This window comes from Westiellopsis prolifica IICB1 (genome assembly GCF_004323185.1).
Taxonomy (GTDB): Bacteria; Cyanobacteriota; Cyanobacteriia; order Cyanobacteriales; family Nostocaceae; genus Pelatocladus; species Pelatocladus prolificus_A.
Genome location: NZ_NAPS01000001.1, coordinates 3,418,536 through 3,435,771, shown reverse-complemented (window position 1 = coordinate 3,435,771; position 17,236 = coordinate 3,418,536). Strand labels below are relative to the sequence as shown.

12 protein-coding genes are annotated in these 17,236 nt (G+C 39.7%); 1 reads left to right on the top strand and 11 read right to left on the bottom strand.

Annotation, left to right across the window (positions count from 1 at the left end; translation table 11 throughout):
- From B4U84_RS14055 to B4U84_RS14005, 10 genes are all read right to left on the bottom strand, one after another.
- The coding region (locus B4U84_RS14055; RefSeq protein WP_131118973.1) for a tetratricopeptide repeat protein at positions 1–1,004 on the bottom strand (1,004 nt) is incomplete at its 3' end.
- Positions 1,005–1,535: 531 nt separating this feature from the next.
- Entirely contained in the window at positions 1,536–2,342 is an 807-nt protein-coding gene (locus B4U84_RS14050) for a DUF928 domain-containing protein (protein WP_131118568.1), read from the bottom strand.
- 55 nt (positions 2,343–2,397) lie between these two features.
- Positions 2,398–4,107 (bottom strand): CHASE2 domain-containing protein, encoded by a 1,710-nt coding sequence (locus B4U84_RS14045; protein ID WP_131118566.1) that lies wholly within the window; start codon positions 4,105–4,107, stop codon positions 2,398–2,400.
- A gap of 231 nt (positions 4,108–4,338) precedes the next feature.
- Positions 4,339–5,277 (bottom strand): CHAT domain-containing protein, encoded by a 939-nt coding sequence (locus tag B4U84_RS14040; protein ID WP_131118564.1) that lies wholly within the window; start codon positions 5,275–5,277, stop codon positions 4,339–4,341.
- A gap of 220 nt (positions 5,278–5,497) precedes the next feature.
- Positions 5,498–7,957: a CHAT domain-containing protein gene (locus B4U84_RS14035; protein ID WP_131118562.1), complete on the bottom strand. Its 2,460-nt coding sequence runs from the start codon at positions 7,955–7,957 to the stop codon at positions 5,498–5,500.
- Between the two features lie 286 nt (positions 7,958–8,243).
- On the bottom strand, positions 8,244–8,492 hold the full coding sequence (locus tag B4U84_RS14030) for a hypothetical protein (protein WP_242677626.1): 249 nt from the start codon (positions 8,490–8,492) through the stop codon (positions 8,244–8,246).
- A gap of 178 nt (positions 8,493–8,670) precedes the next feature.
- Complete coding sequence (locus B4U84_RS14025) at positions 8,671–11,904, bottom strand: GAF domain-containing protein (RefSeq protein WP_131118558.1); 3,234 nt, start codon at positions 11,902–11,904, stop codon at positions 8,671–8,673.
- A gap of 167 nt (positions 11,905–12,071) precedes the next feature.
- Positions 12,072–12,707 (bottom strand): hypothetical protein, encoded by a 636-nt coding sequence (locus B4U84_RS14020; RefSeq protein ID WP_044452529.1) that lies wholly within the window; start codon positions 12,705–12,707, stop codon positions 12,072–12,074.
- Positions 12,708–12,951: 244 nt separating this feature from the next.
- Positions 12,952–14,319 carry a DUF2330 domain-containing protein gene (locus tag B4U84_RS14010; protein ID WP_131118556.1) on the bottom strand — a complete coding sequence of 456 codons (1,368 nt, stop codon included), beginning with the start codon at positions 14,317–14,319 and terminating at the stop codon, positions 12,952–12,954.
- 38 nt (positions 14,320–14,357) lie between these two features.
- Positions 14,358–15,344 (bottom strand): RnfABCDGE type electron transport complex subunit D, encoded by a 987-nt coding sequence (locus tag B4U84_RS14005; protein WP_242677625.1) that lies wholly within the window; start codon positions 15,342–15,344, stop codon positions 14,358–14,360.
- Between the two features lie 203 nt (positions 15,345–15,547).
- On the opposite strand from B4U84_RS14005, the gene B4U84_RS14000 reads away from it, so the two are divergent.
- Complete coding sequence (locus tag B4U84_RS14000; RefSeq protein ID WP_044452526.1) at positions 15,548–16,231, top strand: polysaccharide deacetylase family protein; 684 nt, start codon at positions 15,548–15,550, stop codon at positions 16,229–16,231.
- A gap of 110 nt (positions 16,232–16,341) precedes the next feature.
- Here B4U84_RS14000 and B4U84_RS13995 read toward each other — a convergent pair whose 3' ends face one another.
- Entirely contained in the window at positions 16,342–16,689 is a 348-nt protein-coding gene (locus tag B4U84_RS13995) for a helix-turn-helix transcriptional regulator (RefSeq protein WP_017312692.1), read from the bottom strand.
- Positions 16,690–17,236: the final 547 nt, after the last annotated feature.

The following is a 17,236-nucleotide window of genomic DNA, read 5'->3' as shown; positions in this document are numbered from 1 at the left end:
AGTCCCAGTCCACCTAAAGAATTCGCCTCTGCTTGTCTATTACCGATAGCCTTTGCTATAGCCAAACTCTGGTTATAGTAATCTATCGCCCGCTTGTACTCTCCTAATGAGTGGTAAGCACTTCCCAAATTAATCAGAGAATTCGCCTCTGCTTGTCTATTACCAATCGCCTTTGCGATCGCCAAACTCTGGTTATAGTAATCAATCGCCCGCTTGTACTCTCCTGAGTTATAGTAAGCCAGTCCCAGATTAATCAGAGAATTCGCCTCTGCTTGTCTATTACCTATAGCTTTTGCTATAGCCAAATTCTGGTTATAGTAATCAATCGCCCGCTTGTACTCTCCTAATGAGTAGTAAGCACTTCCCAGATTAATCAGAGAATTCGCCTCTGCTAGTCTGTCACCAATAGCCTTTGCTATAGCCAAATTCTGGTTATAGTAATCAATCGCCCGCTTGTACTCTCCTAATGAGTGGTAAGCCAGTCCTAGATTAGTTAAAGCTTTTCCCTCTAAAAGTCTGTTTTTAAGTTCCAGAGCAATAGCCAAACTCTGGTTGTAGTAATTAATCGCTTGTTTATAGTCTCTAGAGTTAGAGTGAATTAGTCCCAGATTATTGAGAGATTGTCCCTCCAAAAGTCTATTTGAGATTTCCCGCGCGATCGCTAAACTCTGATTGTAGTGGGTGGTTGCTTGTTTATAGTCTGCTAAGTTCAAGTAAGCATTTCCCAAATTTTTGAAAGCATTTCCCTCTCCTTGACGGTCTTTAATGCTTTGGTAAATCTCTAACGCCTGCTGGTAAGAACTCAATCCTGCTGCGAATTGACCGGTTTCTAACTGCTTGTTGCCTTGCTCTAATAATCTATCTGCTTCTGCTTTGCGTGTATTTGTACTTTGAGCTAATACCCGTGTTGAGGAGGACAACACCGCAACATTGAGACCTAATGATGGCACACTACTGGCAACAACAGCCAGGAAAACGGCAAGGCTAACGCTTCGTAACCGCATAATTGTTTACCAGACTAACAAAATTTGGGCGAATATAATCTGTTACTACACAAACTGCGAAGCAAATTCCCAAAGGCTAGACCGCTGCGCGGAAGTCAAAAGTCAAAAGAATTGTATTCTCAGCTTTTGCGCCATTTTGTAGACGCGGAGCAGCTTTCCGCAGGGTATGGTAGGTTTATTTCCGCCGTGCTGTACTAGCGGTAACTGTTTAATGAAAAAACAAGGATTTTAAACCCTTGTTTTGCTGGTAAAGTCTCGTGTCGCCACAATTTCTATAGCCGTTCTTGGTTGGATGCAATACAGTTTTAACCTCTGGTGGTAAACCTCCTACGGTGTACACACAAGTCGAAAAACATAACCGACCTTGGCTTGAATTTGGTAGTGGCGTGGCAAAACTAAAATGATGCAATAAATCTCTTCTTCCTTCTCTGCGTTCTCTGCGCCTCTGCGGTTTATTAATGCACTATTTTAAGCTTGCCACGCCACTACAAAACTGTTCCCTATCCCCACGAATGAATTTAATTTTTCCAACTACTCATTAGAAAGAGTATAAATATTCCAATTCTGAGGTGCATCTTTAGGTAAACCCATCAGTTGCAACACATTAGCCCAAGCTGATTTAATCTCTGCATCCTGGGGATTGCGGCGCTGAAGTTCAGCTAAATTAGTCAAGGTTTCATACCACAATCGTTGATCAGTATATATAGATATACGCTCTTGCGCTGATGCTGTTTTTAACTGATTACTTAAAGTTGGACTAACAGAAATACGCTCTAACCGTCCATTAACTATGGCATCAGCAGCACGGTTTTGGGGATTGCAAATTGCAGAAAAAGCCCAACGATATTTGTTATTTTGCTTAAGTGGAGATATTGTTGATGGCAATTGCAGACCAATAATTCCCAATTTCTGTTTATTTAAGGGAAAGATTTGAGAATATACTTCTTGTCCTTCGTTATCAAGAAGCACAAATTCAACATTGACTTGAGCAACAGGCAAATAAGGAACATAAAACCAAAAAGTTGGACGTTCAGTAATTGTCTGCTCAACATAGGGAATTCCTTGCTCACTTGCGGGTACTAAAGCAATAATTGGTTGAGCTTTACTCTGACCTAAATTAGGACAGTTACCGCGTACTGCTCCCCCTTGATTACGATTTGTAGCGACTCCACCGGGACGAGTACCAAAGAAAAAACGTTTAATTTTCTCAACTAAAGTAGGTTTTTTCTGTGATTGTTGTGCTTGCACAGGTGAAAGATATAGCAGCGAATTCGTAAATCCTAAAACCAGAGTACAAGCAATAATTGTTTTTGTATTAATCAGTATATGTTTGTTCATATAAAATTCCTATTTTATTTTTGTTGCCGTAGCCTGCGCTCTGCGCTTAAAAAATTCAGTAAACTTTACTGTTCCCCCTTCTCTGTTCCCTGTTCCCTGTTCCCTGTTCCCTATTCAAATACATCACAGCAGCGCTAGTACCAATTAAAGCTAACGCAGGCGGAATTAATGGTATCCAAACACTAGCAACCGTGAGACTAGCCCAACAAATCACATACAAAACCCCAACTCCGCAAATGACAGCAATCACTACAGGTTTCACAGAACGTCGATAATAAGCAAATGCACCTCCTATGAAAGACCAGCCCCAAATCCAAAATATTTCTACACCTTGAGGAAAAACATGCAATAATGGTCGCCCATCTAATACTGCACTCAGAATTTGACTAATCATATGGGCGTGTACTGTTACACCGTGCATTTTACCGTAAGGTGTAAACCACTCATCACGAGGCCCTTCTTGTTCAGCATAACTACCAATTAAAACTATCTTATTACGGATATCTTCAAGATTTTGATTACTTAAAACTTCTTCTAGTGTCATTAATTTAGCGACATTGCCAGAAGTTGTAGCACGATAATTTAGTAATACTTGAAAACCAGAATTATCCACATCCTGATAACCTCCTGTAAAAGGTTGCAAGTGGGGAAAGATAACATTACCCAAGCGCAAATTCTCTTGGGAAATAATCGGGTCTATGTAGTTAATCTTGTCCCCCAGTTCCTGTTCCAAGTAACGATGTGCTAACAACAAACTAAAAGACCGCGTTGTTTTACATGCAGTTCCAGGAACCTGATCCTGAGATATTAAATGGCGACGTAGAATGTTATCTCTGTCTGTGATAAAATCACTAAAACCAAAAGATTTTACTTCCTGTGGTGGGGATACTTGTGAATCAATTTGAGTACCTTGCTCGTCAGTTTTGGGTACTTTACAAACACCCACTATGTTCTTTTGTCTCAGTTGCTCTGCTAATCCTGGAACACTAGAATCATTAGGATAAGCACGATAGAAATCTAGACCAATCAACCTGGGCTGATGCTGTTGTAGCGTCTTTAATAGACGATTCAAAGAGGGATCACGCAAAGAACTTCCATATCCTTTTTCTCCTCTTTTATCCTGCGCCACAATATCTTCGTCAGTAATTTTAATGATTAACAGACGTGGATCTTCTTTTTCATTCAATAATCGAGCTTGCATTAATTGGTCATAAGCTTTTAACTCTAACCACTCTAAAATTCCAAAAAAACGTAATCCTATTAATGCACCTGTTACTGTTAAACTCAGAAAAAATAACTTTCTTAGTTTCCAACTATTTAGCCAAGAATGACTAACTTTTTTATCTGACACTGGTGATTCAGGTTTAGTCACCAAGTTCTCAAGTACTGGCTGATTTAATTGGTGTGAGTCTTCTTTTTCAAGCTGGATGGTTGAAATTTGCTCACTGATTTCTGAGTGATGATTACTGTTGAGTTTGCGGATAATAGCCTCTAATTCAGGTGCGTATCCTCCTTGTTTAAAATCATCTTTAATTTCCTTACAAAGTTTATAAATAGAGGTTTCTAATTGTCTTTCTAACAAATTATTAATTAGTAATACCGCAAAATCACTACTAGCACTTTCTTTAATAGAACTAATATCTCTAGGATTAATATCAATTTGGATACACAGTGCTTCTCGCCTTTCTGGTGCAGAACGTCCACTCCGTTCTAAAAGTTTTCTAAGTGTTTCTATATCTGAATCATTTAGGTCTTTTAGAGACATATAAATTTTTAATAGTGATTTAATAATTAATAAGTTCGTAGTAACCACTTTAGTGCTTAGATGAGGACTAAAGTCCCCACTACAAACTTATCAGAATTAGTGTCATGGAGTATTAATTACCAGGACTATAGCATTCCTAAATTATTCGTGAGATACAAGATCCCCGACTTTTGCAAAAAGTCGGGGATCTAAGCTCTGCGATTCCCACGAATTATATAGGGTTGCGATAGATTAAACCTGACGATTAAATTTAGCCATAATCACTGCTAATTTAGTACTGTATCTTCCTCCTTGGAAGTCAGATGCCAGTTTTTTACAAAGTTTATAAATTGCTGTTTCTAATCCTCTTCTGTGCAACGAATCAATTAATTCGACTGCAAAGTCATTTTCAGCCAGCGTCCAGATAGCACTCAAATCTCCAGGATTGATGCCAATTTCTATACACAATGCTTTGCGTCTTTCCGGTGCAGCACGTCCGCTTAATTGTAAAAGTTCTCTGATAGTTTCGATGTCTGCATCGTTCAGTTCTTGCTCAACCTCAGCAGCCAAAGGTTGCGGCTGGGAATTTACCCCAGATGCAGATAATTGAGATGATTGGTTGAGGGTTGGCTTTTTCATAATTACTGGAGTTTCTCCCTGAGAAATATTTTCGAGTTGGACAGCAACTAAACCTTCATCAAAAGCTCTTTGAAAAACATCTATATTATCTGGGTTATCATAACCCAAAGCATCATAAAAACCCTGAGCAAATGCGATCGCAGCTTTATCTTTGATCTGTTGGTTCATCCCGATCGCATAATTAATATATTCACTAATGGCTTGGGCTGGTTTGGCTGAATGGCAAACATTAAGCAGCACACAGTTGACGTAATCTGCGTGTAACTTGAACAATAGTGCTAACCCTTGCGCGGTGACGGGCTTATTATTTCCCCCATCATCCTCTAATACCAAACTGCCATCCTTCAAACCATGTCCACAAAAGTGTACTATTTGCGGACGTTCTTCGGCGATCGCTCTGCGAATATCTTGAGGACGCACAGCAGTTTTCGTCCGAATCTCAAATAAATCTCGTCTAGCAGATCGATGAATAGCTTCCTCAATTTCCCGAATTTCTTTATCTAAGCGCAAACCATGAGGAATCGCAGTTAAGATTAATACTTTCTGTGGCACTAGTTATACTCCAGTAAAATTATTCTAATCTCGTTAAAATTACCTCACCCCAACCCTCTCCTTACTAAGGGTGAGGTTATTGTATAGTAGTGGCGTGTCTAGACTAAAATGTTGCATTAATAAACCGCAGAGGCGCAGAGAACGCAGAGAAAGAATCAGAGATTTATTGCACTATTTTAGCCTTGACACGCCAGTAGGCATTTTAACGGACATGATATTACTACTCAGCTTCACCAACTAACAAAAACGCAGCCCAATCACTAGGATTTGGGTAATTCTTCATCGTATTCAACATCGCCCGTCTTAACGCCTGTGCCTTATTCGGACTCTTCTGTAACTGCCGATAAAACTCCGGCATCAAAACAGCAGCAGAATTATCCCCCACCCGCCACAATGATACAATTACACTTGGCGTCCCAGCACTAATAAACGCCCGCGATAATCCAATCACGCCATCCCCAGTAATTCGTCCCCGCCCAGTATCGCAAGCGCTCAAGACAACAAGCTCTGCATTTAACTTCAAATTTAAAACTTCATTGGCACTCAATAAACCATTATCCTTACCAGCAGGAGCAAGTGCTACTTGTCCTGGTATTCCCCCCTCACCCAACTCATCAAGTAAACCGTGAGTCGCCAGGTGAATAATTCTCGCTTGTGACATTTGCCCAATCACAGCAGCTTTAGTTGCATCTTTCCCAATCAGAGGTTTAATTTGAAATAAAACAGCAATATCTTTAGCTTCTGTTTCGGCTCCAGGTAAAGAGTCAAGTTGCTGTGGTGGTTCACCAATTTTAAAACTTACCTTGGGCATAGTGGGATTACCAACAACCAAAGCTGATATTTGTGCTTGTTGGAGTTTCAATCTTCTTGCGCGGGTTAGTTCTAGTGCTTGAATTGAAGGAGCGATCGAAATAGTATGTTTTTCAATGAGAAATTTTTTATCTTGGTCTTGCAAAGCTGCAAAGGGAACTAAAAATAAAGATTCGTGGGGAATAAAAATAACGCGGGAGTCGGGATTAGTTGGTAGTTCTTTGGCAATTGGTTGAATTAGTAACTTGTACATTTGCTGCAAGCAAGCATTTCCCCGACAGCCTAAAGTCCGAACAGTATTTGGATTATTTTCTGGGGATGTGTTTTCAGTTGTTGTCACAGCAGCACGAGTATTGTTAACCAAGCCTGTAATGATATTAGTAGCGACACCGCGACCTTCAGCCAAAGTCGCCGCAGCAGTGCGAGTATCCTCTGCTACATTACCCAAGTTGGTTTTTTTGATATCAACTTTTTGAAATGTAACTTCACCAGTTGGTTTAACAACCCAAATATACAACTCATCCCAGGCAATGGAATATTCAACCAGAGTGGCGTTTTGCTGTTTAGCGATTTGTTGAATTTGCTTAATGTTAGGTGAAGCAGGTGCAGAGGATAATTGTTGACGTACAGCAAGTAATTCTATCAAAGCTCGTGCGCGACCTTGTTCCGCGATTTCCAGAGCATCTTTGGTGCGATTTTGAGCAATCAGAACTTGTTGCAGTAAGCGGTAGGTATGTGCTTGTGTTTCAAAGATAGAGATTTTTAAAGCATCATTATCACCTAAGTCTTTTCGTATGGCTTCTTTGACTGCAATTGAATGACGCAAATTTTCTTCAGCAGCTTTTGGATTGCCAGAATTGAGCAAGGCAGCTGCAAGATTGTTAAGAGAAGCAGCCTCCCCAAATCGGTCTTTAATTTGCCACTTAATTGCCAAACTCTGGTTTTGGTAATCAATTGCCCTCTGGTAGTCTCCTAGCGCATTATAAGCAATTCCCAAATTACATAGAGAAGCAGCCTCGCCTCTTCGATCTTTAATTTGATGCTTAATTTTTAAACTTTGCTTGTGGTAATCAATTGCCGTTTGGTAATCTTCTAGTAGTAAGTAAGCATTTCCCAAGCTGCTTAGAGAATAAGCCTCTCCTTGTAAGTCTTGGACTTGCCGAGCAATTACTAAACCCTCTTTGTGGTAATCAATTGCCTTCTGGTAGTCTTCTAGCGCATTGTAAGCATTTCCTAGATGACCAATAATACGACCTTCCCATTGTCGGTCTTTGATTTGCCGCGCAATAACCAAACTCTGCTTGTAGTAATTAATCGCGCTCTGGTACTCTCCTAAGTTACGATAAGCTAATCCCAGTCCGATAAGAGAACCTTCTTCCCCTTGTTGGTCTTTTATTTTCCGGGTAATTGCCAATTGTTGGTTGTGGTAATCAATTGCCCGTTTATACTCCCCTAAATTACGATAAGCATTTCCCAAGCTGCCCAGAGCATAAGCCTCTCCTTTTTGGTCTTTAATTTCCTGGGCGATTATCAAACTCTGGTTGTGGTAATCAATCGCTATATGATAGTTTCCTAAGTTCAGATAAACCAGTCCTACACTATTTAAAGCATTTCCCTCTCCCTTACGATCTTTAATGCTTTGAAAAATCTGTAACGCCTGCTGGTAAGAACGCAATGCTGCTGCAAACTGACTGGTATCAAACTGTTTGTTGCCTTGCTTTAATAATCTATCTGCTTCTTGCTTGCGTGTATCTGTACTTTGAGCTAATACCTGTGTTGATGGGGAGATCACTGCAAAATTAGAACTGAAAGATGGAGTGCTACTGACAACAATAGCAACCAAAACAGCAAGGCTAAATAACTGCATCATTGTCTAGAGGATTAATCACTTAACAGAATTGATTATTTTCAGATTTTATTAACTTTAGTATCTAAAAGTAATGCAATCTACGTATTTTACGAACATAACATAATCCCCATTTATCTCAGATAGAGATTTGTTTAGATTTCTCCAAAAAATAATGTAGAGAGGTGCCATGGCACGTCTCTAAATAAGAATTGTGGGCTGATCAGGCATAATTAATTTGTGAGCGATCGCCAGAACCAGACTGAATTAATACTGAGTGGATTCTTTATGGCTTTGCGATCGCGCACCGTCAAACAAAATTTATGGCGATCGCTTTGACATTAGTGACGACAATCTTCACGTTTGTGGTGAAAATCGTTTCATTCATAAAGAACATCACGACGTTAGCCACAAATGTCACGACGTTAGCCACAAATGTCACGACGTTAGCCACAAATGTCACGACGTTAGCCACAAATGTCGCGACGTTAGCCACAAATGTGACGACGTTAGCCACAAATGTGACGACGTTAGCCACAAATGTCGCGACGTTAGCCACAAATGTCGCGATGTCCTCTATGATTAAAATCGCCCACGCGGCTCACTCCCGATCCATTTACGGAGAGCCTAAAATAACCAATGACCATTCTACAGACGCGATTTATCGCGTCTCTACCAATAACCAATGACCATTCTACAGACGCGATTTATCGCGTCTCTACCGATGACGACCCTTATTAACTCACTTTAAAAGTACGCACCCTTTGTTGCAATTGCTGAGAAATCTCCATAGTCTGCTTTAGCAAAGTAGAGGTTTGGCGGGAGGAATTACTAGTCATATCCGAAATTTTGGCAAGTTCCTCCATCAGTGCAGAGACTTCTGTGGAGGTTTGCACCTGGGAAACAGTTGCAACAGAAATTGAGTGTACCAATTGATCAATTTGGCGACAAACATCTAGGATTTGGTTTAAATTTTGCTTGGTATTTTGTACTAAACGAGTCCCTTCGATTACCTGTGTGGTTCCCAATTCCATTGCTTTGACAACCTCATTAGTTTCCAACTGGATATTAGCAACAATTCCCTCAATCTCAGTAGTTGCGGTACTACTGTGTGCTGCTAAGATACCTACTTCTTGAGCAATTGCCAAAAAACCTTGAGCTTCTTCACCTGCATGTGTTGCTTCAATCTTGGTTTTAATCGCTAACAAGTTGATTTTCATGGCAATCTCATTAATTAATGCGACCACGCGGGAAATTTTTTGTGAAGATTCCCCTAATCGTTTGACTTGTTTGCCTGTTTCATCTACTGTTTCTCGTAAAACCATAATGTTCTCAACTGTCAAGTCCATTGCTGAACCTCCAGTTTCTGCAACTTGGTAGGCTGTACGAGCAACTTCAGCTGCTTGTTCAGCTGTTTTTGCCACATCTATAATCGAATGCTGCATTTGATCAACAGCTTTGAGAGTCCGGTTGATTTCCTTTGTTTGTTTGAGAGACCCAATTGCAAGTTGATCCATCGCTTCAAAATTACTAGCGATCGCCACATCTACTTGAGAAGCAGTTTGTTTGACTTGGATAATAATTTCCTGCAAATTTTCCAAGATATAATTCAAAAATTCAGCAATTGTGCCAATTTCTCCGGGTAAAATTTCCGCACGTACCGTGAGATTTCCTGTCGATGCTTCCTGAACTTGATCAATAAGTTGCAGCAACTGCAACTCCAGTTGTTCTTTCTGTAAACGTTGTTGTTGTGAAACTGTTTCTGCGATCGCTCGCCCTTTTTGAGCTTGTTCTAATAAATTCGCTCGTTCTAATGACAGACTGACTATTCTCGCAAACTGCTCGAACAAATCAATTTCTGACTGCTGCCAAAATCGTGGTTGAGAACATTGGTGAGCAATAAGTAAGCCCAACAATTTATTATTTAATAAGATTGGAGCTGCTAAAGATGCTTTGACAGCAAACCGTTCTAGTTGCTGAATATAACAATCACTTAAATCTGCTTGGTAGATATCATTAATAGCAACAACTTCACCCTGTGGATGCTTCTCAATATAATCTACTACACAAGGCTCATTAACATTTGCCCCCAAACAGCGAGGCCAAATTGTCTCTACTGATTCAGCAATAATACTACCAGAAAAATCTTCGTCGATGATATGGAAAATTGCTCGATCAACTTGTAGAGCTTGATGAAGATTTTGTACCGCTAAATTATAAACCTCTTCAGAACTATTAGCCTTAGACAAACTAATAGCAGTATCTTTGAGAATCTGGGTTACTTCCAACAAACTGACACGTTCTAATGTCAATCCTACTTGAATTGCTAATTGCCGTAAAAAATTAACTTCATAGGGCTGCCAAATATGAGTATTTTGACAGTGATGAGCAATCAAAAAGCCAACTAATTGCTCATTTTTAATGATAGGAACAACTAAGTTTGCTTTAACTTGTAACCGTTCCATTAACTTCAGATGTTCCGCACTCAAGCCTGCTTCCAAAATATTGTTGACAATTGAAATACGACCTTTAGTGTAAGCATCAATCAAATTTGGCGGAATACAAGCATCATGAATCGAATTTTCTAGACTTATAGGAAACTCAGTGACAACAGATTCAGCAATAACTTTTCCACCTGTACAAGTGTTGAAGCGATAAATTACCACTCGATCTGCTGTGAGTGCAAGTCTGGCTTGTTGTACTGTAATATTGAATAATTCTTGGGAAGTACTAGACTGTCGAAGAGAATGCAAAATATTTGTTAATAACTTTAATTCTTCAGTTTCCGCTGTTTGCTCTCTGAGCAGATTTTGCAGTTGATTTGCCATTTGGTTAATGTTAGAACCCAAGACTGCAAGTTCGTCAGAACCAGCTATAGCAATACGTGTGTCTAGACTGCCTGTACCTAATTTTTTAACTGCGGCGATAGTAGCTATAATTGGTCTAATCATGCGGTTAGCAAGAAATGCTGCAATAGTGCCAACAAGCAATGCGATCGCAATAGTTCCTATTTGAAAAGCTAACAATAATTGTCTTTGAGTTGCAAAGGCTGTATTTAGATCTGTTGTTAGTATTAATCTCCATTGAATATTTGGAAGTCCCTCTATTTTTGATAGAGGTACATAGGTAACTAATTTTTGATTGTTTTGCTTCTGATCAAATAAGATTTGACTCGTTACTTGATTTTGGACTTCCAATGGCTTCCATTCAGGGAATACCTCTGCAAACTTCTTACCCCATTGATATCTTTGTTTACTAAAAATGATTCTTCCTGATGAGTCTACTATAGTATAATCATCCTCATTAATCTGCGAGATTGTCAGGGCTTTTCCTAAGGATTCTATAGGCATAACTGCCCGTACAATTAAAGTCTTAGCCGTAAGACTATCTTTCACAGGTGCAGCTAAATATATCCTGGGATTTTCTGAACTTTTTGAGGATGAAGCTTGGCTGATGTAAGGCTTGTTAGTATTCCTTACTACTTGAAAATAATCCTGATTTTTTTGGTTAGCAATCTGTTGGCTTTTCGAGTCAAAAACTAAATTACCATCGATATCAAAAAGAGTAATACTCTCAACGTTTTTTCCCGTACTTGATATATAGTTATTTAATTTGGTTTCAATATTTTTGAGAGTTTCAGTTGGCTGTATCTGAGGATTCATCAAGAGAATTTGTTGAGAAATTCTTTGAACATCTTCATAATTTATATACAGAAAAGTGTTTATACTATCTGCTAATAACTTTGCTTTATCCTGCTTAGTATTGGTAATTTCTTTCGTTGTTGATTGGCTGATCAAACGATAAGCCAGCAGTCCAATTGCTAATGCAGGTAGCATACCTATTGCTACAGCAAATATCAGCATTTTTGTACGTAGACTCATCTCTCTGAGCGACGATAAAATAGCCTGAACAGAGAATTTAAAAGAATTATTGTTGCGCTTTTTGACAGGTTCTTTCTGTAATGGAAACATTGGTTTTTTCAGTTGTACAGTTTTTTCCTGGATGAATTTTCTGAACCTTAACTAACTTTTATATCAAGCCTGCGATTGAAATCCGAGTCTCATAATTCAAGTCTGCTTAAGCAGACTACTTGATTTGTTGCTCGAAATTATTAGTCACTATCGGCTACTCACTTCAACTATAAATAACCTTCTTTTTCAGCAAAATTACGTAAACGCGGTAAGCATTGGCGTTGATAAAAACTGCTCAAAGTAGATACTGGTAGCTTATATTCTATCGATAACTCCTTCCAGCCCACCTCCGGCGGTAAACGTTTCAAAATTAATACTTGGCAATTGACATGGGGATGTCCTTGAACATGAGTGCTTCGTAGTTCTCCATCAATATCTTCTTCCACCCATAACTTCACCGTTTCTAAAATTGGAGGTATGTCAGGGGAAGCAGGTAACTTATCTTCAGGATATATAGTTTCAATGCGATCGCCAGAAGCAGACTGATTAATACTGGGAGGGGCTTTTTTAGCATTTTCTTCCCGTTGTTGAGTGTAAAAATCTTGCAGTCTCCATCTCAGGTAAGCATTCAGCCAAGTAATCACAGATCCCCGCGTCGGATCATATGCTTTACAAATATTGGCACAGAAGTACAACCACGTCTGTTGCAGTGCATCTTGATAGTAAGGCGTACTCTCTTTCCAAAGTTTGCCATTACTCAAGCGAATAATTTGTGTCAATCGTTTCTGACGCTGCGGACTTCCAACCGGATGTCCACAAGCTTCATCAACTAAGCGTCGTAAGTTTTCCTCCAATGTTTGCATAATACTTTTCGTGAACACACTAAGCCTTTTCTAAGTATTGCGTAGAATTGGCATTTAATATCGGGGATTGGGGAACGGGGAACAGGGAACGGGGAACAGAGAACGGGGAACAGAGAACGGGGAACAGGGAACGGGCAATAGAATAGGAAAAGACTTGTTAAATAATTCTCCCTTGTCTCCCTTGTCCCCCTTCCCGATCCCCGATCCCCGATCCCCGATCCCCGATCCCCAATCCGCAATAAAACTACAGTCCGATCCAAGAAAGAAGCACTCGCCACCAAGAAACCCTAACCTGACCGTTGAGGTTCATTTTTTTACGGATATCTTGAATATTCCAATTGGTTAGTTTAGCAAGAGTTTGTGCTTCTTGTTCAAAGCGTTTTCCTAAAGACCGTTTGTATTCTCTCCCTGCTTGACATTTTGCTTCACCTGTAAATGGATGTTGCAAAATATAACGTCCTTGGAAGTTTTCACGGTTGGATGTTTCTTGGAAGATTAAATCTTCGGGAAATTTGTCGCGGGTGTAGCGGACGTGGAGACGAGTGATAAAAACGTTGTTGGGAACAATGGAACGACGAAAAGGTGCTGACTGATTAATATTTGGAGGGAAATCACTTAACCAAAAGACCCCTGCTTCTTTCAATTCTTCCGAGTTTAGCGGTTCCGCAGAACAGGGATCACAACTACCCATATCCCAAGCGTATTCTAAAAATCCTACTTTCCGGTCTTCTTTGGTGTAAGCAGTTTGGAACATGGATTTATAAAATTCGCCAAATTCATTTTTGACAAACAACGGAATATTCGCATCAGAAGCAACTTTGACAGTGCGGTAGTTGGTAAGTTCTGCTTGTCCTTTCGGCGAAAGAATATAAACAATTAAATCTTGCTCTGTAGCAGCATTGATCATACCCAAACGAATTGGCAGCATGAATTTAGGCGACTGGTAAGATATTTGCAATGGACGCAAGTTTTGATAGCCCGTTTGGTCAAACTTATCCAGATTAACTTTAGCCACAAAAAACTTCATGTTTTGCCGAATGTAAGGCTTAAGTAACTGTTTCGCCCCTCTAGGAATTTTGTAACCGTTACGAATTAACCAAGTTTCCAACCCGCCCGACTCTTTAGCACTCAAAATGACAATATCGTATTCACCAACGTTAAACCGTGCTTCAACAGTTACACCCAAATTCTGGCTGCTGTTTCTTCTCTGTCCCTGACTTTCTGCTGATGGTGCTGGCGCAGCTTGCGGCATAACTCGATCATATACAGGATTGCAGGGATCAGAATCATAATACTCTACTAATCGTGGGGCGCTAAAAGCATCCAAACGTTCGATAATTTTAGGATTGCCAACACGTACTTGTTCTTTTTGGATAACAGTAGGTACAGGTACAACAATCGCAAAATCTTTCACATCACCTTGATAATCATTAGCCATCGTCAACACAGTCCGATCATCATTATGTGCGATCACCACCTGCGAAGCTTTGTTATATAATTTCGTATCCGCCTTAGCAACATAAAAACCGCAAAAAGCCCAAGCTGTAGGTGCAAAACAAAATACAACCGCAAATATCACCACTAACGAAATCAAAAATCTTAAGTGTTTCATAATTCAAGTTTTTAAGTAATTAAGCAAAATTAAATTCATTAGTGGAGGGATCGGGGATAGGGGATAGGGGATTCTCCAGAGGAGACGCTACGCGAACGGGGATTGGGAATCGGGAATAGGGAATAGGGAAAGAGAAATTCCCCCATCTCCCCATCTCCCCCATCTCCACCATCTCCCCCATCTCTCCGATCCCCACTCCACCCAAAACGAGGTGCTTCCCAAATCAGATCCAGTAGTACCGTCAAAGGCGCTAGGATAAATAATGCCCAGAAAACAGCAGTAGAGACAAAGAAATAATTCCGTAAAATAAAAGTCAATATGGCGATGCATATTGCCCAAACTACACGCGCCATACGAGCATTGGGAATTGACCGAGGATCTGTCACCATGAATAAGGCAAACAGTAACAAAGATCCGCTCATTAATCGGTGACAATAAACATCCCAAGTCCAACCCAAATAAAAATTACGCATTGCTTCTAAGACAGCATATGCACCTAAAAAAGCCGCTGTCGTATCCCAACGTCCGACTTTTTTGAGAATCAAACCACCAGTTCCAGCAAATAACAACCCATACCACCAATCTTCACCCCACTGTCCCGGAGAAACCCAAGCATCAGGGGTAAGTATTAAAGCTGAGATAATGCCAAAATTCGCAGGGTTGAAGAAATGTTTATCGCCTATTTTAAAAACAAATTTACTAGCGATCGCAACTACTGCTGCAAATACCATTGTCGTCCAATGATCAGCCCGCAACAGTAAACTAAGTCCCAAAGCAGTAATTAGAGGACTGCGAAGATTTGTTAATTGTCCCTTGTTATTAGTCCTTTGTTCTTGATCAATAAATTCTGTGAACCAACCAATGACCAATGACAATAACCATTGTGTTGACAGACAAGTAACTATGGTGACTGCAATCCACTCTGGTTGTAATGTCCAGTCTCTTGTACCAATTCCTATTATTAGAAACAAAGACAGAAAAAGAATTTGATAATCGCGGCTATCTTGTATATACTTGAACACCATTACCCGTTAATTCAGGGATTATGCTTAAATTTGTTCTAATCTAGACGGGTAAAAGTTAAAACTATGGCGTTGTTACAGAATTTGTTACATAAAGAGAGTTTAAGAGAATATTTATAAAGTAAATGTAGGGTGCGTTATGGACGGAACAACGTCCTAACGCACCGATTTGTAAAATATAAATTAACAGCACGTATTATCCATAAATGCAGCTTTATCCTTTATTTCCGCTATTACACCCCATTCTGAAACCAACTTTTCCCAGTTGTCTGTGGGGGGGTGAGTGCAATTCCAAAGCGATCGCCTTATCCTTTGATGATGGCCCCCATCCGCAATACACACCCCGACTATTAGAAGTTTTAGATCGTTACCAAATTACAGCAAATTTCTTTTGGTTGGGTGCTTGTGTCCATCGTTCGCCCAGTTTAGCAAAAGAAGTGTGCGATCGCGGACATTGGATTGGGCTGCACGGTTACTATCATCATAATTTTCCTCTACTCTCGCCTCATGAACTCAAAGACAGCCTAGAAAGAACTCAAGCTGTCATTTATGATGCTTGCGAACTGCAACCAACACAAGTACGTGATGTCAGACCTCCCAACGGTTTATTTACACCTAAAACATTAAACTTATTACACCAGTGGAATTACCGTTCTGTAATGTGGACTGTAGTACCAGAAGATTGGGTACGACCCGGAATTAACACCGTAGTACAGAGAGTTCTACAGCAAGTCAAAAGCGGTTCTATCATAGTTTTACATGATGGTATTTGTGGCGGAGAAGATGTCGCTGAAATTACTAACTTACTTATCCCCAAATTACTTCAACAAGGCTACCAATTTGTCACTATAGACACATTATGGCAGCAAAATCTGGAATTAAAAATTTAATCAGAAGGCGTGAGATATCAGTTATCAGTTATCAGTTATCAGTTATCAAAATTCTATTACTTCCTGTTAACTGTTCACTGAATTCTTAACCATCAACAAATGACTATTGACTATTGACCCTTAACCCTTGACTCTTGACACTTTTGATCATTTTGTGTAGTGGGACTGGAAGTTGATGAAGGTTCATCTGTCCCCAACATATTATGTATATCGCTCAGTGAACTAGGCTTTGTTGCTGGCTCTTGTGGTGTACTTGCATACTCAATTAAATCTTCTACTTGACAATTGAGTGCTTTACAAAACTTAATAATTCTTTCGATTTGTTCTGTTCCAGTTCTACCACTTTCCCAATTTTGAATAGTGCTTTCTGTCACGCCCACAAGACGCGATAACTCCAGCTGAGTTAGCCCTGCTTTTTCCCGCAGAAAAGCTATGTTTGGTTTTACTTTCCGTTTCACAGCTACAGCACTTTTGGATTTAACTATAGTCGTAGATCCTAACTCAAAAAAATGTAGCTGGCATCAAAAAAATTTAGTGGCTAAAAAATTTAACCCAGCTCTTGACTACACCCAAGTTTTTTGGTTAAAAATATTAGGTATGAGGTTGACTACTACTTCAATACTCTTGCAAAATAAATTTTGACAAGAGTATTGAAGTAGAAGTTAAAGGGCGAAAGCTTTGGTAACAGGGTCTTAGGGATTGTGAAAGCTCTGGAGAGAATTCACAAAATCCCTAATCCCTAGCCTCTACTCCTCCCTATATCTGAGGGTAGATAAAGCCCAACCAAACTTTTTCCCAAAAATCTTTTAGACAAATCCGGAATCGAGAAATTGGACTTTGTAGCTCTCATTAACAAAACAAAAACACACACAGAGAAACAAAAACAACTTTTCAAGGTCAAAATAAATAGCCTAACGAAGAGTCAAAGGTTTAAATTCTCTAACTAAAAACACACAACACACAAACAACGCGCAATACACAAAGGTCTAAAACAATGTTGAACAA